The sequence below is a fragment of the Marichromatium sp. AB31 genome (assembly GCF_003718685.1).
In the GTDB taxonomy this organism is placed as follows: domain Bacteria; phylum Pseudomonadota; class Gammaproteobacteria; order Chromatiales; family Chromatiaceae; genus Marichromatium; species Marichromatium gracile.
This window is the reverse complement of sequence record NZ_RHFI01000003.1, coordinates 179,086-199,434: the sequence shown is the minus strand read 5'-3', so window position 1 is coordinate 199,434 and position 20,349 is coordinate 179,086. Positions and strand designations below refer to the sequence as shown.

Below are 20,349 nucleotides of genomic sequence, written 5' to 3'. Positions count from 1 at the left end.
ACGCGGACGAGCCGGTCAGCCGTCGCAGGTTTCACCGACCGCCGCGCACTGCAAGACTCCACCGCCCCTGGGCGACGCCTTGAAGCTCGACGGAAACGAGACCTGCACCCTGTTTTCGTCGGCTGCCGCGGGCGCAGCCGTTCTCCCGCCGACCACGGCGAGGGCTTGTGGAGGAAACGATGAAGAAACGCACATGGCTGCTGCTCGGGAGCGGGGGCGTGCTGCTCCTGGCGGGGCTGGCGAGCGGGAGCTGGATGGTCACCGAGACCGCCCTCCAGGCGACGTCCGACCGTGAATTCTGCAGCAGCTGTCACACCATGGATGCCTTCGTCGCCTCCTATGATCAGGACGTCCACGGCGGCCAGAACCCCCAGGGACTGCGGGCCGACTGCGCCGACTGCCACCTGCCCCACGACAGCCCCGCCAATTATTTCGTGCAGAAGGGACTGTTCGGTCTCAAGGCCGGCTGGGGACAGGTGGTCTCGCTCGTCTTCGAGCCCGACTGGCTCACCAGCCTCGAGCAACGCAACGACTTCCTCTACGACTCGGCCTGCCTGAACTGTCACGCCGCACTCGAACACGCCCCCGAGCAGAGCCCGGCCGCGGCCTTCGGACACCGCACCTATTTCGCGCCGGACAACGCCCTGAGCTGCGCCGACTGCCACCCCCACGTCGGCCACAAGGATCTGCGCGCACACCTCGCCGGCGACGCCCTTCCCACCACCACGAACGAGGAGTGAAGATGTCCGTCCGTGCCATCCCGCTACTGATCGGCGCCACGCTGTTGAGCGCCACCGCCCTGGCCGACCCGAGCGGCGACGCCGCACGCGGCGCCCAGGTCTACGAGGCCAAGATGTGCAACCTCTGCCACACCCTGGGCGGCGAGTCCGGCCCCATGGCCGCACTCGGCGGCACGCTCGACCAGGTCGGCGCCGAGCGCAGCGCGCAGTGGCTGCGCGACTACCTGCTCGATCCCACCGCCACCCTGCCCGGCGCGCAGATGCCCAAGACCGAGCTGACGCCGCAGGAACTGGCCGACCTGGTCGCCTATATGCACTCGCTGCGCTGAGCCGCCCGCGGACATCGGCGCGCGCGCCGATGTCCGAAACCTTATCCATCCTGCAGACGCGCCTCGTCTCATCCGTCATGCTTCCATGCTTGACGATCGAGCGCGCGACCCACGACACAAAGACACCGGGGCTACCCGGTGCGACCGCCTCGAATGGCGCGGATCAACCCCGCGGACGCACAATTCACCACCGATATCAACGCCGTGTACAATGAAAGCCCAGATACCGGGACACCTAGACGCCCCGGTTGCGCAAGGAGCAGCAAGGAACCCGATGCCCAGTCGTCAGCAGTCCCTCCCGTTCCCCGCCACCGGCCGGCCTCAGCAACCGACGTGGCCGCACCCAGAACATCGATGACAGCGGCCCGTCGTCTTCGTGGCGTGACCCTGATCGAGCTGATGGTGACCCTGGCCATCGCCGTCATCCTGCTCTCGCTGGCCGTCCCCGGTTTCCAGCACCTGCTGCAGGACTCGCGACTCACCGGCCTCACCAACAGCCTCAGCGCCAGCCTCCAGCAGGCCCGGGTCGAGTCGCTGAGCCGGGGCCAGACCGTCGCCGTCTGCGCGACCGGCGACGCCGATGCCGATCAGCCAACCTGCACCATCACCACCGACTGGGCTGACGGCTGGCTGGTGTTCGTGCGCGACGATGCCGACGCCACCGGCGTCAAGACCGACATCGACGGTGACGGGCGGGCCGACGACCGTCTGCTCAAGGTGGTGCGCCCGTTCGGGGCCGCCACCCTCACCGCCAGCGGCGGCGACCCGATCGTCTTCACCCCACCGTTGGGCGAGGCCGCCGAGACCCGCTTCACCATCCGGGTCACCGACGGCGAGCAGCGCTGTCTGCGGGTCAAGCGCACCGGCCAGGTACGACTCGACGAGGGCTGTGATGGCTAGATACCCACGCACCGGTCGCCGCCAGCGCGGCCTGACCCTGATCGAGGTGCTGGTGACCATGGTCGTGCTCGCCGTCGGGCTGCTCGGCTTCGGCGCGCTGCAGGCGCTGACCATGAAGAGCAACCTCGGCGCGCTGCAGCGCAGCTATGCCACCCTGCACGCCCACGACATCATCGAGTCGATGCGCGCCAATCGCGCCGAGCGCGCGAGCTATGCCACCGGATTCACCGACAGCGTCTCCGGCACCTCGGTCAGCGCCCAGGACCTGCAGCGCTGGAAACAGGCCCTCGCCGCCGACCTGCCGAGCGGCGAGGGCCGGATCACCCTCGACGGCGACAAGGTCGCGATCACGCTGCGCTGGCGCGAGACGCGACTGCCGACCAGCGCCGAGGCCGACCCGACGCTGGAGTGGGTCAGCTTCGCCACCGAGACCCTGCTGCCGGAGCCCACACCATGATCCGTCAACGCGGCTTCAGTCTGATCGAGCTGATGATCGCCTCCACCATCAGCCTGATGATGATCGCCGCGCTCGGCGCGGTGATGGTCAGTACCCGCACCACCCAGCGCACCACCCAGACCCTGGCGATGCTCCAGGAGGACGCGCGCTACGCCTTCCTCGCGCTGACCCGCGACGTGCGCATGGCCGGCTACACCGGTGGCTACCAGCTCGACAGCGCCCCCGCGAGCTGGCCGCCCGAGACCACCGACATCGCCAACCCACTGCACGGACTCGACGACGAGCACGACACCATCACCATGAGCGGGCGTACGGGCGGAGACGTGCTTCATCTGGTGCGCGCCGATACCGATCATGCATTCGTGCTCGACACGGCCTGCCAGGGCGGCGCCGGCGCGGCGCGTTTCACCCTGGCGTGTCAGCCCACCCACTCCCCCCTGGCCGGTCAGACCTGGATCGCCACCAGCCCCTACTTCACCGAGACCTTCGCGGTGACCTCCACCGACCCGAGCGCCGGTTGCGCGACGGGCGCTACGACCACCCTGGCCCTGGTGTCGGACTCGACCACCGCCTGCGGCTTCGGCAGCGATACCGCCACCCCCAGGCTCTATCCGCTGATCGCCCACAGCTATTTCGTCGGCACCAACGACGAAGGCGAGCCCGCGCTGATGGTGCGCCAGGACGGCACGGACACCGAACTCGTCGAGGGCGTCTCCGACCTGCAGATCCTCTACGGGATCGATGATGACGCGGACAAGAGTGTCGATCGCTACGTCCGCGCCGATCAGGTCAGCAGCGCCACCACGGCGAGCGCGCGCGCCGAGGACTGGAGACGGGTCCTCGCCATCCGCCTCACCCTCACCCTGACCCCGACCAACGACCTCGACGGGACGCTCGACGATCGCATCGTCAGCGGCACCATCGCGGTGAGAAACCGCCTGATCCAGCCATGAGCCCAAATCCTCTCCAACACCGACAACGCGGCGCGGTACTGATCATCGCCCTGATCTTCCTCACCGTGCTCGCCCTGATCGGCACCACCAGCGCCGTACAAAACACCCAGCAGGAGCGGATGAGCACCAGCATCCGCAACCACGACCTCGCCTTCCAGGCCGCCGAGGCGGCGCTGCGCGCAGCCGATCAGGCATTGATGGCCGACACCATCAGTGACCGAGACCAGTTCGAGCAGGACCACACCATCGCCTACGATGCCGACAACACGCCCGCCTACCGGCGCGATCGCTTCAACTGGGGCCAGACCCAGGTGGTCAGCGTGAGCACCGCGCTCGACGGTCTCGCCGAACAGCCCCGTTACGTCATCGAGCGACTCTCCGAGGCCCCGTGCGAACCGGGAGGCACCAGACAGTGCGCCTACTACCGGGTCAGCGCGCGCGGGGTCGGTGCCGACCCCGCCTCGGTGGTCATCCTGCAGAGCCTGTATCGATTGGAGTGAGCATGCGTACGCGATCCCCACAACGATTCCGCGGGCTGCTGCTCGGACTGCTGCTGGCGGCCACGGCGGCACCGGCGATCGAGATCTCCGACATCCCGCCCTTCCTCATCAGCGCCGGCGTCGAGCCCAACATCCTGCTGACCATCGACGACTCGGGCAGCATGAGCTACGGCTATGCACCGGATCAGCGCGATAGCGAGGACTTCGAGGAGCGCTACTTCAAGTCGAGCGACTACAACGGCATCTATTACGATCCCGAGACCCTCTATACCCCGCCGAGCGATAGCGACGGCAACCCCCTGCCCTCGTCGAGCGATACATCGACCCCGGAGCGGGCACTCGCCACCGCCTACCGCAACGGCTACGAGCCGGACCACGGCACGCGTGACCTGACCGATAACTATCGTCCGACGCGAAGGCTGTCGTGGCGCTACGGCAACCGGCTCGAGGAGAGCTGGATGCCGCATTATTCGAACGAGGTCTACACCAGGCGATACAGCGACTACTACGGCTGGCGCGACGACGACGACGACGACGACGACGACGACGACGACGACGACGACGACGACGATCATGGTGGCAGATGGAACAATGACGTTCGTGCCTACTACTACCGCTTCGAGCCGGGCAACCGGCGCTGCAACGGCGAGCTCGACGACAACGACTGCTACACCCTGGTTCAGGTCGACGAGGACTCCGGCCCCGACGGCAGCGACGAACGCCGGAACTTCGCCAACTGGTACGCCTTCTATCGCTCGCGCAATCTCGCCACCATGACCGCGGCGACCCTGAGCTTCGCGCGGCTCGACGACAGCTCGCGAGTCGCCTGGCAGACGCTCAATCAATGCCCGCTCGACAGTCACAGCAACTGTCGAGGCACGCGCCGGCAATTCCGGCGTGGCGACAACCGCATCGACACCTTCAGCGGCACCCACCGCGAGAACTTCTTCGACTGGGTCTCCCAGATCCAGACCAATGGCGGCACCCCGCTGCGCCCGGCGATGCAGCGCGCCGGCGACTACTTCACCACCAGCGCGCCCTACGAGGACTCGTCATCGGGGCGAAACCGCGAATCCCACGGCTGTCGGCGCAACTTCCACATCATGATGACCGACGGCATCTGGAACTCCAAGGACGAGGGCCACGGCAACAATTTCTCTGGCGCCACCAACGCCACCAACCGCAACTGGACGCTGCCGGACGGCACCAAGTACCAAGCCCGGCCGCCCTACGAGGACGCGATGTACTCGGCGACGATCAGCGATCTCGCCTTCTACTACTGGGCGACGGACCTGCGCCGGGGATCGGGCGATCGCCAGCCCGACTGCACCGGCGCCACCTGCGACAAGGTGCCGGTGTTCGAGTTCGACACCCAGGGCGACAAGAAGACGCGCTACTGGAACCCCAGGAACGACCCGGCGACCTGGCAGCACATGACCAACTTCACCGTCGGCCTGGGGCTGGGGGCGAGCATGACCGACCCCGCCTGGGGCGGCAGCACCTACGGCGGCGACTACCAGGCGCTGCTCGCGGGCAGCAAGTCCTGGCCGAGCTTCGAGATCCGCTCCTACGATCCACTCAAGGTCTACGACCTGTGGCACGCGGCGATCAACAGTCGCGGCCGTTTCTACAGCGCCGAGGACCCCGCCTCGCTCACCGCGGCCTTCGAGGAGATCATCGGCGCGATCAGTTCGACCACCGACTCGGGCACCTATGCCACCCCGACGGCCAACGGTGAGTGGCTCAACGATGCCGGGACGGCCATCTTCACCGCCAGCTTCAATGCCGACTGGAGCGGCGATGTCGTCGCCACCAGCCCGGCGCGCGAGGACGCCGAGCTATGGCGCGCCTCCCAACGCCTGCCTCCCCCTTACGCGCGCCGCATCTTCACCACCAACGGCGCCGCCGGCGCCACCGCCTTCGACCGCTGCAACGGCGCCCTGGGCGCGGCACTCGGCGCCGACTGCACGCGACGACTGGCCTGGCTGCGCGGCGACGGGCGCATCGAGGGGGCCGACTGCTCGAGATCCTCGGGCGACACCCTCGCCACCTTCACGGTCAAGGGACACCCCTTCAGCAGTGGCGACCAGGTGGTGATCACCGGGGTGCAGGTCGAGGACGACCAGGGGCCGGTGGACTCGCCGCACTACAACGGACGCTTCCGGGTCGTGGAGACCACCGCCGACACCCTCGGCGTCGCCCTGCAGGCGAGTGGCTGCAACGGCGTCGGCAGCTATCATGACCCGGCTGCCGACGAACAGCCACGCTATGGCCGCATCCACGACGCCACCCTGCGCGACCGCGCCACCAGCCAGCTCGGCGACGTGCTCAATGCCGACCCGATCTACAGCGGCGCCACCGATCAGGGCTATGGCGCCACCAGCTCCGGGGTCAGCGGCAAGGACGGCTACGCGGCCTATCTGCGCGCCAAGGAGCGACGCCTGCCGATGCTCTATGTCGGCGCCAACGACGGCATGCTGCACGGCTTCCGCGCCGATCTCGACGATCCGGCCTCGGGCCGTGAGCTGTTCGCCTATGTCCCCTACGCCGTCTATCACGACCTCGACGCGCTGCCCGAGATCAATTATCAGCATCGCCCCTTCGTCGACGGTCCGCTCACCCTCGGCGACGCCCATGTCGGTGGCGCCTGGCGCACCTATCTCGCCGGCGCGCTGGGCGGTGGCGGGCGAGGCGTCTTCCTGCTCGACGTCAGCGATCCCGAGACGTTCGACGCCGACGACGTGATCTGGGAGTTCACCGACGCCGACGACCGCGATCTCGGACTGACCTACAGCGCCCCGCAGATCGCCGCCACCGCTCCCGACCACTGGGCGCTGATCTTCGGCAACGGCTACAACAGCGACAATGGGCGCGCGGTGCTCTATCTGGTCTCGCTCGGCGGCAAGTCCGATCGCGAGAAGATCACCCTGCCCGCAACCGCCGGCGACAACGGCCTGTCCTCCCCGGCGCTCCATGACGCCAACAACGACGGCATCGTCGACCGCATCTATGTCGGCGACCTCCAGGGCAACCTGTGGAAGCTGGAGCGCGAGCCCGACGGCGACTGGGCGGTGGCCACCGACGCCGGCGGCACCCCGGCGCCGCTGTTCATCGCCACCGACGAGGACGGCGCGCGCCAGCCGATCACCGCCCGCCCGGCGGTCGTCACCTCACCCGAGGGCGGGGGCGTGATCGTCTATGTCGGCACCGGGCGCTATCTCTCCCAGACCGACATCACCGACACCCAGCAGCAGAGCTTCTATGTCATCTTCGACAAGGACGAGGGGCGCGCCGGACTCGAGCGCGCCGATCTCATCGCACGGCGCACCACCGAGACCGTCAAGGACGGACGCCGGGTGAAGACCTTCACCGCCCAGGGCACGGTGAGCTGGATGGACGACCGGGGCTGGTATCTGGACCTCGACCACGACGGGCGCAACCCCGCCGAGCGCTTCGACTACATGCCCAATGTGCAGCAGTTCAGCGAGGCGACCAGCTGGGTGACCTTCATCACCAAGACCCCCTCGAACGACCCCTGCGATCGCGGCGGTCACAAGACCGACTACACCTTCTCGCTGATCACCGGCGACCTGCCCGAGGGCGACTCGCTCTACGACATCAACGACGACGGCAGCTTCGACTCAGGCGATCGGGTCGGCGGCGACGACGGCAGCCCGGTGATCGGGGTGGTGCTCGACCCGCAGAGCGGCTTCACCAAGGGCGCCTTGCTGATGCGCGACGAGAGCGGACACGTCGTCACCTACACCGCCAGCTCGACCGGCAACGCCGATCCCGACGACATCCCGAGGAAGCAGGGCCAGCCGCCCTACGGGGGCCAGATGCACCGTATCGACTGGCGCCAGCTCCTCTGACCCATCCACCCGACCGGGCGCGCGCCCGGTCGGTGCAACGACACCATCACCATGCACCAGACCAAGAACACCCGACCCCACGGCTTCACCCTGATCGAGCTGATGATCACCGTGGCCATCATCGCCATCCTCGCCGCCGTCGCACTGCCGAGCTACCGCGTCTACATCGAGCGCTCCTATCGCGCCGAGGCCAAGACCGCACTGCTGCAGAACGCCCAGTTCCTGGAGCGTCACTACGCCAAGCGCAGCAGCTATCTCGACGGCGCCAGTCTGCCCACGCTGCCGATCACCCAGGTGCCAGCGAGCGGCGGCGCCTACTACAGCATCGGCTACGACAACGCCCGCAGCGGCGCCCAGGGCTTCCAGCTCGAGGCGGTACCCACCGGCACCATGAGCGGCGACGCCTGCGGCACCCTCACCCTCAACCACGTCGGCCAGCGTCGCGTCGGCAGCGACGCCAGCCGCGACGCCGCCGCCTGCTGGGGCCACTAGCCACCGGGGGACGGACACACGCTTCGACCCCGCACACGATCGCGCGGTATCATGACCGCGCGGAACCCCAGAGGCCGGGCGCGACACCCACGCCGACCGGCATGACGCGACGCCTCCAGCCGGACGACCCCGGAACGCCGTCGCAGCGATCAATCGCCCCGCCATGCGGCGGAATTTCGCCCCCCGATTGATGTCAGGCAACGCGCGCCGCGCGCTTTTGCGCCACCATCCCCCGTCATTCCGGGGATCGCGTCATCCGGGGCATCCCTCCGCAACCAGAAAACCCAAGCGCGCGACCACCCGCGCGTCGCGAGCGAACGAGAGCGCGGCGGATTCGCCATCGGCCGCCCCATCCATCACCGAGGTCAGACGACAGCATGAGCGACCCAGTCAAGTACCTGCTCGATGAGCAGCACCTGCCCCGCTTCTGGTACAACATCAACGCCGATCTGCCGGAACCGATGTATCCCCCGCTCAACCCGGTCACCCGGCAGCCGTTGAGCGCCGACGAGCTGGAGGTGATCTTCCCGCGCGGCGTGATCGAGCAGGAGATGAGCACCGAGCGCGAGATCGAGATCCCCGGTCCGGTGCGCGAGGTGCTGCGGCAGTGGCGCCCCTCGCCGCTCTACCGTGCCCGTCGACTGGAGCAGGCGCTCGATACCCCGGCCAAGATCTTCTACAAGTACGAGGGCGTCAGCCCCACCGGCAGCCACAAGGCCAACTCCGCCGTCGCCCAGGCCTTCTACAACAAGATCGAGGGCGTCAAGCGGCTCACCACCGAGACCGGCGCCGGCCAATGGGGCTCGTCGCTGTCGCTCGCCGGGTCGATGTTCGGGCTCGAGGTGCTGGTCTACATGGTCAAGGTGAGCTTCAACCAGAAGCCCTACCGTCGTGCCTTCATGGAGGCCTTCGGCGCCCGCTGCATCGCCAGCCCCAGCGACACCACCGAGTGCGGCCGCAAGATCCTTGCCGACACCCCGGACAACACCGGCAGCCTCGGCATGGCGATCAGCGAAGCGGTCGAGCTGGCCGCGCAGAACGACGACACCAAGTACGCCCTCGGCAGCGTGCTCAACCACGTCCTGCTGCACCAGACGGTGATCGGGCTCGAGGCGCAGAAGCAACTCGAGATGGCCGACGCCGAGCCCGACATGGTCATCGGTTGCACCGGCGGCGGCAGTAACTTCGCCGGCATCGCCTTCCCCTTCATCGGCGACCACCTGCGCGGCGGACGCAAGGTCGAGTGCATCGCCGTCGAGCCCTCGGCCTGTCCCTCGCTCACCAAGGGCAAGTTCGCCTACGACTACGGCGACACCGCCCAGATCTCGCCGATCTGCAAGATGCACACCCTCGGTGCGAGCTTCGTGCCCCCGGGCTTCCACGCCGGCGGGCTGCGCTATCACGGCATGGCGCCGCTGGTCAGCCACCTCACCGAACTTGGCCACATCGACCCGCGCTCCTACAATCAGCTCGAGTGCTTCGCCGCCGGACTGCAGTTCGCCAAGGCCGAGAGCATCCTGCCCGCGCCCGAGTCCAACCACGCGGTGCGCGCCGCGATCCACGAGGCCGAGAAGTGCCGCGAGTCGGGTGAGTCGAAGACCATCCTGTTCAACCTCAGCGGTCACGGTAACTTCGACATGCAGGCCTACACCGACTATCTCGGCGGCAAGCTCAAGGACCTCGACTATGCCGAGAGCGAGGTCGCGATGGCCCTCGCCGGGCTGCCCAGCGTCGACTGACGCGGTCGCCACGCCCCGGGGTTCGGCTGCCCAGCGCACCGCCCCCCGGCACCGCCACCACCAGGGACGGTGGCGGCGGTGACAGTCCCGACTCGCCGGATGGAGTTGATCGCCTTGCGTAACCTCGTCCTCGCCCTCGCTCTGTGCAGCGCGACCCGCGCGGTCGCCGAGCCCGCCGTCCTCACCACCGCCGAGCCCGTCGCCCCGCCCTCGCGCATCGAGGAGCTGGAGACCCATATCGCCGGCATGCAGGACAAGCTGCGCGAGTCGGCCGGTGCGCGCAAGGCCGCCGATCAGGCGCGGATGGAGGCCGAGCGCCGTCTCGCCACCAGCACCCAGACCCTCGAACGGCTGCGCCAGGAGCTGGCCAGGAGCGAGGACGCCCGCGCCGCACTCGGCGAGGCGCTACGTGCCCAATCGCAAGCGCATCTCGACGCCAGCGCCGCACTCGACGAGGCACGCACCGACGCCCACCGGCTCGACCAGCTGCTGCGGCGGCTGCCGCCGGCGCTCGGCGGCACCCTGGAGATCGACGAGGCGCGCGCGGCCGCGGCGACCTCCTACCGGGTGCTCGTCGAGACCCTGCAACAGCCGGCGCGAGGCGCGGGACGGAAGATCGAGGTCGCCGGCGCCCGCACCCAGCTCCAGCTCGATCAGGCGCTGCTCGCCGTGTTGACCGACGCGCGCGGTCTCTATCGGGTCGAGGAGAACGACTCGCTGGCGCTGATCAGCCGGCGCGTCTACGGCACCGAGGGGCGCTGGCAACGCCTGTTCGCGGGCAACCGCCACCTGCTCGACGACCCCGACCGGCTCACCCCCGGGATGACCCTGATCCTGCCCTGAGGTGCACTCAATCGCCGCAGCGCCCCAGTAGCCCTTCGGCCAGCGCCTCACGACACTGCGCCCGGGTCTCAGTGGCATCGCCCTCGGCGCGCGCCTCGTCCAGCGCCAGCGCGCGCAGCTCCAGCGCCAGCCGACAGGACTCGGAGCGCAGACAGCCGGCGGCCGGACCACAGACCTGCTCGACCAGCGCATCACAGTCCGAGGGTGTCGCCACCGTCTCCCCCTCGGTCATCGGCACATCCGTCGACCACTGCTGCTGCATCGACGCGCTCGGCACCACGGTGCCCTCGCGCACGATCACCACCGAGCCGTCCTCGAGCCGATGCACCCCGTCCCACAGCGGCCGACGCTCACCGTCCTCGCCCACCCGCCAGGCACGACGCGTCTCCGGCTCGACGCGCACCTCGCCGCCAGCGGAGAGCCCGGCGCGCCACTCGCCGTCGGCCGCCACGACCATCGGGATCAGCAGCGCCGCTGCAAACACCAGACCCCAGCGCCGACTCATCGCCGCCGCTCCCCGGCGCCACGCTCGATCAGGCTCGACAACACCAGGTTGGCGAGCACGAAGGCGAGGAACAGATAGAAACCGGGCGCGAGCGCGGTGCCATTGGTGGTGAGCACGGTCGCCTCGGTGGCGCCCAGGGTGTCGAGCTGATTGGCCACCAGCGCGTCGAAGCCGAGATAGGCCATGAACAGCGCCACCACCAGCACATCGGCCATCGACCACTTGCCCGAACGCAGCGCGAAGAAGCGCACCGGTGCCGCGACCGGCGCGCCGGCGGCGCGATGATAGACCAGGGTCGCGAGCAGCTTGAGCGCGGGGAAGACGACGCTGAACAGGGTGATCAGCAACGCCACCAGCCACAGATCCGCCCCCCCGGCGCGGATCAGGATCTCGACCACCTGGAACAGACTCTTGGACTGGTAGTAGAGCACCTGATCGGTGAACACCACCGACTCGCCGAGGAACTCGAGACCGAGCCGGTCGACACGCGCCTCGATCGTGAGCATCGGGCTGAACAGCGCGGTGAGCAGCAGGAGCAGGGTGATGGCGATCGCGGCGCCCAGCGCGAAACCGTCGACCCGGCGCTCCTGCACCCGTCCCCAGGCGACCAGCGCGAAGATCAGCGCGGCGAGACCGATCAGCACGCCGAGTTGCTGGTCGATCGCCGGACGCAACGCCGCCGCCTCGCGCTCGAGCGCGGCGGCGCAGGCCCCGACCTCGGCACAGCCATGGCGCTCGAGCAGGGCCTTCAGCACCGGCGAGTGCTCGACCTCGGTGGGTGTGGCGGCGGTGAGCAGCCCCAGCAGCTCGGCGCGGATCGCCGCCTCGGTGCCCGGCCCCTCGAGCGCCGCGAGCAGCCGCTCGGCATAGCGTGGCGCCTGGGCGCGCAGGGCGTCGAAGTCGATCAGCCGCGACTGCAACTGCTGGTGCAGCGTGCCCTGGAGCTGGGTCAGCCAGTCACCGCCACGGGGCGGCGCGTTGAGCGACAACTGGCGCTCGATCTCGCCGATCAGCGCCTTGATCGCCTCGGTCAGGGTGGCGAGGACGCGCGGCCGGGTGCGCTCGTCGAGTTCGAAGTCGGCGATGCGCTCGGCGAGCACGGCGCTCAACCGCCGGGTCCACTGCTCGGTGTCGAGCATGCCATAGCGGGCGTGACGCAGCTCGGCACGATCGCCCTCGAGCCGCTGCAGCTGCCCGAGATCCTCCACCAGCCGGAACCCGAGCACCACGGCGCCGGCGAGCGCCAGCACCACCAACCCCCGCCGGATCATCAGCGCAGCCGACATCGGCGATCCCTCCACAGAGCAGTTTCTTCGGTGGGGACACTCTATCAGCGGCCAGCGGCCAGCGGCCAGCGGCCAGCGGCCAGCGGCCAGCGGCCAGGGATTGAACCGCAAAGACACAAAGCGCGCCAAGGGATTCAAGCTGCCAGCGATCAGCGGCCAGCCTCCAGCGAGTGTGTGCGCTCGACGCCAGCGCCGCTTGCCATCCGCCGCGGCCCACGCTCCCGGCGTCAGTCTTTGAGGGCAGCGCAACTGGCGACTGGAGGCTGACCGCTGGAAGCTCTTATCCCCTTTGCGCCCTTTGTGTCTTTGCGGTTCGGTCTTTCCGGCTGGCGGCCGAAAGCTGAAACCCGGCCCCCACCGACTAGACTGAACTTGGTCGAGCGAGTCATACCCTAATGAGGTCAGGACCGCCGACTCCGTCCGCGCAGATCAATGGGGTTCAACACCTCGAACCCCGGCCTGGTTGCGACCTGGCCCCGCGCGACGACCACGGCGAGACCGTTTCACCGGAGCCCGGCGATCACCGCGCGGGCCCGCCCAGGCGAACAGGAGACCGCCCGTATGTCCGACATGCCCCTCACCCTGCTCTGGATCCTCGCGGCGCTGGCCGTCGGGGTCGGCACCGTGCTGTGGCTGGCGCGACGCCACCGCGAGCGCACGCCCACCACCACCGACGCGCCAGCCGCGCCGGACTGGCACGCCTTCGATGCCGACGAGATCCTCACCCGACTCGACGCCCCGGCCGCGGGGCTGAGCGGCGCGAGCGCCGCGCGCCGCCTCGCCGAGCACGGTCCCAACCGGCTGCCCGAGGGCAAGCAACGCGGCCCCTGGGCGCGCTTCCTCGCCCAGTTCCACGACGTGCTGATCTATGTGCTGCTGGTCGCCGGGGTGGTCACCGCACTGCTCCAGCACTGGCTCGACGCCGGGGTGATCCTCGGCGTGGTGCTGGTCAACGCGATCATCGGCTTCGTCCAGGAGGGCAAGGCCGAGGACGCGCTGCGCGCCATCCGCGACATGCTCTCGCAACACGCCCTGGTGTGGCGCGACGGCCGACTGGTCACGGTCGAGGCGAGCGATCTGGTGCCGGGCGATCTGGTGCAGCTGCAGTCGGGCGACAAGATCCCCGCCGACCTGCGTCTGCTCAAGGTCAAGGGACTGCAGATCGAGGAGGCGGCGCTCACCGGCGAGTCGGTGCCGGTCGAGAAGGACGTTGAGCCGCTGGCCAGCGACGCCGTGCTCGCCGATCGGCGCTGCATGGCCTACTCAGGCACCCTGGTCACCGCCGGCCAGGGCACCGGGGTGGTGGTGGCCACCGGCGGCGCCACCGAGATCGGCCGGATCAGCGCCCTGGTCGCCGGAGTCGAGCAGATGACCACCCCGCTGCTGCGCCAGATGGCCCAGTTCGGGCGCTGGCTGACCGCGGTGATCCTGCTGGTGGCGGGGCTGGCCTTCGCCTTCGGCGTGCTGGTGCGCGACTACACCGCCGCCGAGATGTTCCTCGCCGCGGTGGGGCTCGCGGTCGCAGCCATCCCCGAGGGACTGCCGGCGATCATGACCATCACCCTGGCGATCGGGGTGCAGCGCATGGCCGGGCGCAACGCCATCATCCGCCGCCTGCCGGCGGTCGAGACCCTGGGTACGGTGGCGGTGATCTGCTCGGACAAGACCGGCACCCTCACCCGCAACGAGATGACCGTGCGCACCCTGATCGATGCCACCCAGACGGTCGAGGTCGAGGGCAGCGGCTATGACCCCCACGGCGGCTTCAGCGTCGCCGGGCAGCCGCTGCAACCGAGTGACGACGCGCTGCTCGGGCGCATGCTGCGGGCGCTCGTCTGTTGCAACGACAGCGCACTGGAGCAACAGCCCGAGGGTTGGCGGGTCAGCGGCGACCCGATGGAGGGCGCGCTGCTGGTCGCCGCCATCAAGGCCGGGCTCGATCCCGAGACGTTGAACCGCGAGCTGCCGCGCACCGACCTGATCCCCTTCGACTCGGCGCACAAGTTCATGGCCACCCTGCATCACGACCACCAGGGCGAGTGCGTCGTCTTCGTCAAGGGCGCGCCCGAGGCGCTGCTCGAGCGCTGCGAACAGGTCCAGGGCGTCGACGGGCCGCAGGCGCTCGATCGCGCCGACTGGCTCGCACGTATGGAGCGACTGGCCGACGCCGGCCAGCGGGTGCTCGCGGTGGCGCTCAAACCGATGCCGAGTGGCACCACCACGCTGGCGTTCTCCGACCTCGACCAAGGGTTGGTACTGCTCGGTCTGGTCGGGCTCCAGGACCCACCGCGCAGCGAGGCGATCAGCGCGGTGCGCGCCTGCGCCGAGGCCGGTATCCGGGTGAAGATGATCACCGGTGACCACGCCGCCACCGCCAGCGCCATCGCCCGTCAGGTGGGGCTCGCCAACCCCGAGGCGGTGCTCACCGGCGCCGAGCTCGATGGGCTCGACGAGCCGGCGCTGCGCGCCCGGGTCGGCGAGGTCGACGTCTATGCCCGCGTCACCCCCGAGCACAAGCTGCGACTGGTCGAGGCGCTGCAGGCCGAGGGTCGGGTGGTGGCGATGACCGGCGACGGGGTCAACGACGCCCCGGCGCTCAAGCGCGCCGACGTCGGCGTGGCGATGGGGATCAACGGCACCGAGGCGGCCAAGGAGGCCGCCGAGATGGTGCTCGCCGACGACAACTTCGCCTCCATCGCCAACGCCGTCGAGGAGGGGCGCACCGTCTACGACAACCTCAAGAAGGCGATCGTCTTCATCCTCCCCACCAACGGCGGCGAGGCGCTGGTGGTGCTCGGCGCCCTGGTGATGGGCTTCCACCAGTTCCCGCTGACCCCGGTGCAGATCCTCTGGGTGAACATGATCACCGCCGTCACCCTCGCCCTGGCGCTGGCCTTCGAGCCGCCCGAACCGGGGGTGATGGCCCGCGCCCCGCGCGATGCCCGCGCGCCGGTGCTCGACCGGCGCCATCTGTGGCGCATCGGCTATGTCTCGCTGATCCTGATGATCGGCACCTTCGGACTCTTCCTGTGGTCGCTGGCGCGGGAGGCAAGCATCGAGGAGGCGCGCACCGTGGCGGTCAACACCCTGGTGATGTTCGAGATCTTCTATCTGTTCAACGCCCGCTACATCGACGCCCCGGTGCTCAGCGCGCGCGGCCTGCTCGGCAACCGCTATGCCCTGCTCGCGGTGGCGGTGCTGCTGCTCTTCCAGCTCGCCTTCACCTACCTCGGACCGCTGCAGCAGCTCTTCGGCACCGCACCGATCGCCGCCGGCGACTGGCTGGCGATCGTGCTGGTCGGCTCCACCGTGCTGTTCCTGGTCGAGCTGGAGAAGGCCCTGGTGCGCCGGCGCCGGGGCGGCGGCTGATCAGGAGACGGCGCGCAGCGGCAGCGACGGCTCGCGCTGCGGCGCGGGCCGTGCCGGGCGCTCGTAGGAGACCCGCACCGCGCCGGCGCCGAGCAGCTGGCGCAGCCGCTTGAGCAACAGGTCGGTCGGCTGCACCCGCCAGGCCTCGCCGAGCACCAGCTCGCCGCGGGCGCCGGGACGACGATAGCGCAGCCGCACCGGCAGATCGCCGTCGCGGTACTCGCCGAGCAGCGCGGCGAGCGCCTCGACCCGCGCCAGCCCGGCGGTGTGCGCCGCCGGGTCGGAGAGATCGAGTTCGAGCATCAGGTGATCGGCACGCGAGGCGCGCGCCTGCTCGAAGGTGCGCACGTCGTCGGCACGCAGGCTCCAGCTGTCGCGATACTCGTCGAAGCTCAGGGTGCCGGTGATGGCGAGGATCTGGTCGGACTGCAGCAGGTGACGAGACTCCTCGTAGAGATCGGAGAACACCGTCGCCTCGATCCGCCCGGTGCGGTCATCGAGCACCACCGAACCCATCCGTCCGCGCTGGGTCTTGCCGTGACGCACCCCGACCACCAGCCCGACCACGGTGCGCTTCTCGCGATCGCGCCCGCGTCGCCCCTGGTCGCGATCGGTCTCGAGCAACCGGCCGATGCGCAGCCCGACCATGGCGCCGAGTTCCTCCTCGAAGCGATCGATCGGGTGACCGGTGAGATAGAGCCCGAGGGTCTCCTTCTCGCCGAGCAGACGCTGCTCGTCGTCCCAGTCGGGGTGCGGCTCACGTGCCAGCTGGGGATCGGGCTCGGGGGCCGCGGCGTCCTCCAGCGCGCCGAACAGGTCGCCCTGCCCGGCCGCCTCGGTGGCATGCTGCTGCTCGGCGAACTTGAGCGCCAGCGGCAGCTCCGCCATCAGGGTGGCGCGGTTGGCGCCGAGTTCGTCGAGCGCGCCGGCGCGGATCAGCGCCTCGAGCACCCGCCGGTTGGCGCGGTGCAGGTCGATGCGCTGGCAGAAGTCCCAGAGATCGCGGAAGGGACCGCCGGCCTCGCGCGCGGCGATCATCGACTCGATCGCGCCCTCGCCGACACCCTTGATCGCGCCCATGCCGTAGATCACGGTGCGATCGCCGGAGACGGTGAAGCGATAGGCCGAGCGGTTGATCGCCGGCGGCTCGACGGCGAGCTTCATCGCCCGACACTCGTCGATCAGGGTCACCACCTTGTCGGTGTTGTCCATGTCGGCGCTGAGCACCGCGGCCATGAAGGCGGCCGGATAATGGGCCTTGAGCCACAGGGTGTGATAGCTGACCAGGGCGTAGGCGGCCGAGTGCGACTTGTTGAAGCCGTAGCCGGCGAACTTGTCCATCAGGTCGAAGATATAGGTCGCGGTGGCCAGCTCCACGCCGCGCTCGACCGCCCCCTTCTCGAAGATGGCGCGTTGCTTGTCCATCTCCGACTGTTTCTTCTTGCCCATGGCGCGACGCAGCAGGTCGGCGCCGCCGAGCGAGTAGCCGGCCAGCACCTGGGCGATCTGCATCACCTGCTCCTGGTAGAGGATGACGCCATAGGTGGGCTTGAGGATGGGTTCGAGCGCGGGGTGCGGATAAGCAACCTCGGCGCGACCGTGCTTGCGGTCGATGAAGTCGTCGACCATGCCCGATTGCAGCGGACCGGGACGGAACAGCGCCACCAGCGCGGTCATGTCCTCGAAGCTGTCGGGCTGGAGCTTCTTGATCAGCTCCTTCATGCCGCGCGATTCGAGCTGGAAGACGGCGGTGGTCTCGCAACGCTTGAGCAGGCCGAAGGCGGTCTCATCGTGCGGGTCGATGAGGTTGATGTCGAGCGGCCCCTCGCCATTGCGCGCGCGCGTCTCGTTGATGGTCTTGAGCGCCCAATCGATGATGGTGAGGGTACGCAGACCGAGGAAGTCGAACTTGACCAGACCGACCTGCTCGACGTCGTCCTTGTCGTACTGGGTGACCAGATTCTCGCCGCCGGGCTCGCAGTAGAGCGGTGCGAAGTCGGTGAGCACGGTCGGGGCGATGACCACGCCGCCGGCGTGCTTGCCGGCGTTGCGCGTCAGCCCCTCGAGCTTGCGCGCCATGTCGATCAGCGCCCGGATCTCCTCGTCGCGCTCGTAGCTGTCGGCCAGGTCCTCGCTCTCGATCAGCGCCTTCTCCAGGGTCATGCCCAGCTCGAAGGGCACCATCTTCGCCACCCGGTCGACGAAGCCGTAGGGGTGGCCCATCACCCGCCCGACGTCGCGCACCACCGCCTTGGCCGCCATGGTGCCGAAGGTGATGATCTGCGACACCGCGTTGCGCCCGTACTTGCGCGCGACATAGTCGATGACGGTATCGCGCCCCTCCATGCAGAAGTCGACGTCGAAGTCGGGCATGGAGACGCGCTCGGGGTTGAGGAAGCGCTCGAACAGCAGGTCGTGCTCGATCGGGTCGAGGTCGGTGATCTTGAGCGCGTAGGCCACCAGCGAGCCGGCGCCCGAGCCGCGGCCCGGTCCCACCGGGATACCGTGTTCCTTGGCCCACTGGATGAAGTCGGCGACGATCAGGAAGTAGCCGGGGAAGCCCATGCCGAGGATCACGTCGAGCTCGACGGCGAGGCGCTCATCATAGACCTTGCGCCGCTCGGCGAAGTCCGGCGCGCTGGTGTCGAAGGTACGCCCGAGTCGCCACTCCAACCCCCGGCGCGACTGCTCGGAGAAGAAGGTCTCGATGGTCATCCCCTCGGGCACCGGGAAGTCGGGCAGCGAGTGGGTGCCGAGGGTCAGTTCGAGGTTGCAGCGCTTGGCGATCTCGACCGAGTTCTCCAGCGCCTCGGGCAGGTCGGAGAACAGCTCGGCCATCTCCTCCGGGGTACGCAGATACTGCTCGGGGCTGTAGCGAGGGGTGCGCCGCGGGTCATCGAGGGTGCGCCCGTCGTGGATGCACACCCGCACCTCGTGGGCGTCGAAGTCCGCCGCGGCGAGGAAGCGCACGTCGTTGGTGGCCACCACCGGGGCGTCGCAGCGCAGCGCCAGCGCCACGCTCGACTCGACCAGCCGCGCCTCGCGCGGTCGGCCGGTGCGGATCAGCTCGAGATAGTAGCGATCGCCGAACACCGCCTGCCAGCGCGCCAGACGCCGCTCGGCGAGCGCCGCATCGCCGTCGAGCAGCGCCCGGCCGACATCGCCCTCGGGACCGCCGGAGAGCGCGATCAGGCCCTCGGCGGCGGCCTCCACCCAATCGCGCTCGACCATGGCCACGCCCTGGTGCTGACCGTCGACATAGCCGCGCGAGATCAGCCGGGTGAGGTTGCGATAGCCGGTGGCGTTCTCCACCAGCAGTACCAGCCGGAAGGGTCGGTTGGCGTCGTCGGGGTCGCGGATCAGCAGATCGGCGCCGGCGATCGGCTTGATGCCGGCGCCGAGCGCGGCCTTGTAGAAGCGCACCAGCGCGAACAGGTTGCACTGGTCGGTGATCGCCACGGCGGGCATCCCGGCGGCGGCGGTGGCCTTGATCAACGGTTTGATCCGCACCAGGCCGTCGACCAGGGAGTACTCGGAGTGGACGTGGAGATGAACGAAGCTGGGTTCCACGGGGGTCCTTCGCGGTTGTGTGTCTGGGGCGGTCGAGGCGCTCACGGCGACCCTAGTCTAAGCGGCCCGGCGGCCCGGGGAATTCGATAAAACCCATCACGATCCGCGCCGGGATAGGCGCCCGGGCGCCCCGGGGGCCAGCCGCACCGAGACCGGCGTGGATCGTTCGATCAGGGGGCGGGACGGGGTCAGGGCGAGGTCAGCGCACGCACCTGATCGAGCACCTCGGGGGCGTCCCAGGCAAGATCGCCGAGCAGTTCGAGCGCCACCCGACCCTCGGGGTCGATGACATAGGAGGTCGGCAGCCCGCGCACCCCGTAGTCGAGCGTCACCGTCGAGCCGGGATCGACCAGCAGCGGGAAGCCGAGCCCGAAACGCGCGCCGAAATCGGCGACGGTGGCGGCGTCCTCGTCGACGTTGATGGCGAGGATCTCCACCCCGTCGTCGGCCAATGCCTCGTAGGCGCGCTGCATCGAGGGCATCTCGGCGCGACAGGGCGGGCACCAGGTCGCCCAGAAATTGAGGATCACCACCCGGCCACGATAGTCGGCCAGTCGCAGCGTCTCGCCCGCCGGGGTGTCGAGGCCGAAGTCCGGCGCCGGCAGCGGCTCGGGCAGGGTGTCCAGGACATCGGCCCGGAGCGGTCCGACCAGGATCAACGACAGCAACAGCAGCACAGGCGCACGGGACAGGACAGTCATGGCTCGGGGACTCCGCATCAGGAAACCAGGGGGACGGCGGCGCTGACGGACCGTCGCTGCCGCCTTGCATCGGTCGCCCGGACGGGTAGGATC

The 20,349-nt window shown here is 69.2% G+C and carries 15 protein-coding genes; 11 read left to right on the top strand and 4 right to left on the bottom strand.

What is annotated here, in order from left to right:
• Positions 1-179: 179 nt before the first annotated feature.
• From EBL84_RS04630 to EBL84_RS04580, 10 genes are all read left to right on the top strand, one after another.
• Entirely contained in the window at positions 180-740 is a 561-nt protein-coding gene (locus EBL84_RS04630) for a NapC/NirT family cytochrome c (RefSeq protein ID WP_123139750.1), read from the top strand.
• 2 nt (positions 741-742) lie between these two features.
• Entirely contained in the window at positions 743-1,069 is a 327-nt protein-coding gene (locus EBL84_RS04625; protein ID WP_123139749.1) for a cytochrome c family protein, read from the top strand.
• Between the two features lie 354 nt (positions 1,070-1,423).
• On the top strand, positions 1,424-1,969 hold the full coding sequence (locus tag EBL84_RS04620) for a GspH/FimT family pseudopilin (protein ID WP_165913492.1): 546 nt from the start codon (positions 1,424-1,426) through the stop codon (positions 1,967-1,969).
• Positions 1,962-2,426: a type IV pilus modification protein PilV gene (gene pilV / locus EBL84_RS04615; RefSeq protein ID WP_123139747.1), complete on the top strand. Its 465-nt coding sequence runs from the start codon at positions 1,962-1,964 to the stop codon at positions 2,424-2,426. The genes EBL84_RS04620 and pilV overlap by 8 nt, the downstream gene beginning before the upstream one ends.
• Positions 2,423-3,379, top strand: a complete 957-nt coding sequence (locus EBL84_RS04610) for a PilW family protein (RefSeq protein WP_123139746.1) — start codon at positions 2,423-2,425, stop codon at positions 3,377-3,379. Before pilV ends, EBL84_RS04610 begins: the two co-directional genes overlap by 4 nt.
• Positions 3,376-3,879, top strand: a complete 504-nt coding sequence (locus tag EBL84_RS04605) for a PilX N-terminal domain-containing pilus assembly protein (RefSeq protein WP_123139745.1) — start codon at positions 3,376-3,378, stop codon at positions 3,877-3,879. The genes EBL84_RS04610 and EBL84_RS04605 overlap by 4 nt, the downstream gene beginning before the upstream one ends.
• A gap of 2 nt (positions 3,880-3,881) precedes the next feature.
• On the top strand, positions 3,882-7,751 hold the full coding sequence (locus EBL84_RS04595; RefSeq protein ID WP_190287885.1) for a pilus assembly protein: 3,870 nt from the start codon (positions 3,882-3,884) through the stop codon (positions 7,749-7,751).
• A 51-nt stretch (positions 7,752-7,802) separates the two neighbouring features.
• Positions 7,803-8,243, top strand: coding sequence for a type IV pilin protein (locus EBL84_RS04590; RefSeq protein WP_123139742.1), 441 nt, complete (start codon positions 7,803-7,805; stop codon positions 8,241-8,243).
• A gap of 377 nt (positions 8,244-8,620) precedes the next feature.
• Complete coding sequence (locus tag EBL84_RS04585) at positions 8,621-9,982, top strand: TrpB-like pyridoxal phosphate-dependent enzyme (protein ID WP_123139741.1); 1,362 nt, start codon at positions 8,621-8,623, stop codon at positions 9,980-9,982.
• A 114-nt stretch (positions 9,983-10,096) separates the two neighbouring features.
• A complete protein-coding gene (locus EBL84_RS04580) occupies positions 10,097-10,825 on the top strand; it encodes a LysM peptidoglycan-binding domain-containing protein (protein WP_132229690.1) in 729 nt (242 codons plus the stop codon).
• Positions 10,826-10,832: 7 nt separating this feature from the next.
• Here EBL84_RS04580 and EBL84_RS04575 read toward each other — a convergent pair whose 3' ends face one another.
• The gene (locus tag EBL84_RS04575; protein WP_123139739.1) at positions 10,833-11,330 is read right to left on the bottom strand and encodes a hypothetical protein; all 498 of its coding nucleotides are present in this window, start codon (positions 11,328-11,330) and stop codon (positions 10,833-10,835) included.
• Complete coding sequence (locus EBL84_RS04570) at positions 11,327-12,616, bottom strand: paraquat-inducible protein A (RefSeq protein WP_123139738.1); 1,290 nt, start codon at positions 12,614-12,616, stop codon at positions 11,327-11,329. Before EBL84_RS04570 ends, EBL84_RS04575 begins: the two co-directional genes overlap by 4 nt.
• Positions 12,617-13,177: 561 nt before the next feature.
• Between EBL84_RS04570 and EBL84_RS04565 the strand changes: the two genes are divergently transcribed.
• Complete coding sequence (locus EBL84_RS04565) at positions 13,178-15,985, top strand: cation-transporting P-type ATPase (protein WP_223806953.1); 2,808 nt, start codon at positions 13,178-13,180, stop codon at positions 15,983-15,985.
• Here the strand turns inward: EBL84_RS04565 and dnaE are convergent, their stop codons facing one another.
• Together dnaE and EBL84_RS04555 are read right to left on the bottom strand one after the other, a co-directional pair.
• Entirely contained in the window at positions 15,986-19,555 is a 3,570-nt protein-coding gene (dnaE, locus tag EBL84_RS04560; protein WP_123139737.1) for a DNA polymerase III subunit alpha, read from the bottom strand. It abuts the gene before it with no gap.
• Positions 19,556-19,743: 188 nt separating this feature from the next.
• Positions 19,744-20,256 carry a peroxiredoxin gene (locus EBL84_RS04555; protein WP_123139736.1) on the bottom strand — a complete coding sequence of 171 codons (513 nt, stop codon included), beginning with the start codon at positions 20,254-20,256 and terminating at the stop codon, positions 19,744-19,746.
• Positions 20,257-20,349 lie beyond the last annotated feature (93 nt).

What these genes read in the sequence shown, in the direction of transcription:
- EBL84_RS04630 (WP_123139750.1), top strand. Translation starts at nt 180, where the DNA reads ATGAAGAAACGCACATGGCTGCTGCTCGGGAGCGGGGGCGTGCTGCTC.
- EBL84_RS04620 (WP_165913492.1), top strand. Translation starts at nt 1,424, where the DNA reads ATGACAGCGGCCCGTCGTCTTCGTGGCGTGACCCTGATCGAGCTGATG.
- EBL84_RS04555 (WP_123139736.1), bottom strand. Translation starts at nt 20,256, where the DNA reads ATGACTGTCCTGTCCCGTGCGCCTGTGCTGCTGTTGCTGTCGTTGATC.
- EBL84_RS04585 (WP_123139741.1), top strand. Translation starts at nt 8,621, where the DNA reads ATGAGCGACCCAGTCAAGTACCTGCTCGATGAGCAGCACCTGCCCCGC.
- pilV (WP_123139747.1), top strand. Translation starts at nt 1,962, where the DNA reads ATGGCTAGATACCCACGCACCGGTCGCCGCCAGCGCGGCCTGACCCTG.
- EBL84_RS04575 (WP_123139739.1), bottom strand. Translation starts at nt 11,330, where the DNA reads ATGAGTCGGCGCTGGGGTCTGGTGTTTGCAGCGGCGCTGCTGATCCCG.
- EBL84_RS04625 (WP_123139749.1), top strand. Translation starts at nt 743, where the DNA reads ATGTCCGTCCGTGCCATCCCGCTACTGATCGGCGCCACGCTGTTGAGC.
- EBL84_RS04565 (WP_223806953.1), top strand. Translation starts at nt 13,178, where the DNA reads ATGTCCGACATGCCCCTCACCCTGCTCTGGATCCTCGCGGCGCTGGCC.
- EBL84_RS04605 (WP_123139745.1), top strand. Translation starts at nt 3,376, where the DNA reads ATGAGCCCAAATCCTCTCCAACACCGACAACGCGGCGCGGTACTGATC.
- EBL84_RS04590 (WP_123139742.1), top strand. Translation starts at nt 7,803, where the DNA reads ATGCACCAGACCAAGAACACCCGACCCCACGGCTTCACCCTGATCGAG.
- EBL84_RS04610 (WP_123139746.1), top strand. Translation starts at nt 2,423, where the DNA reads ATGATCCGTCAACGCGGCTTCAGTCTGATCGAGCTGATGATCGCCTCC.
- EBL84_RS04570 (WP_123139738.1), bottom strand. Translation starts at nt 12,616, where the DNA reads ATGTCGGCTGCGCTGATGATCCGGCGGGGGTTGGTGGTGCTGGCGCTC.
- EBL84_RS04595 (WP_190287885.1), top strand. Translation starts at nt 3,882, where the DNA reads ATGCGTACGCGATCCCCACAACGATTCCGCGGGCTGCTGCTCGGACTG.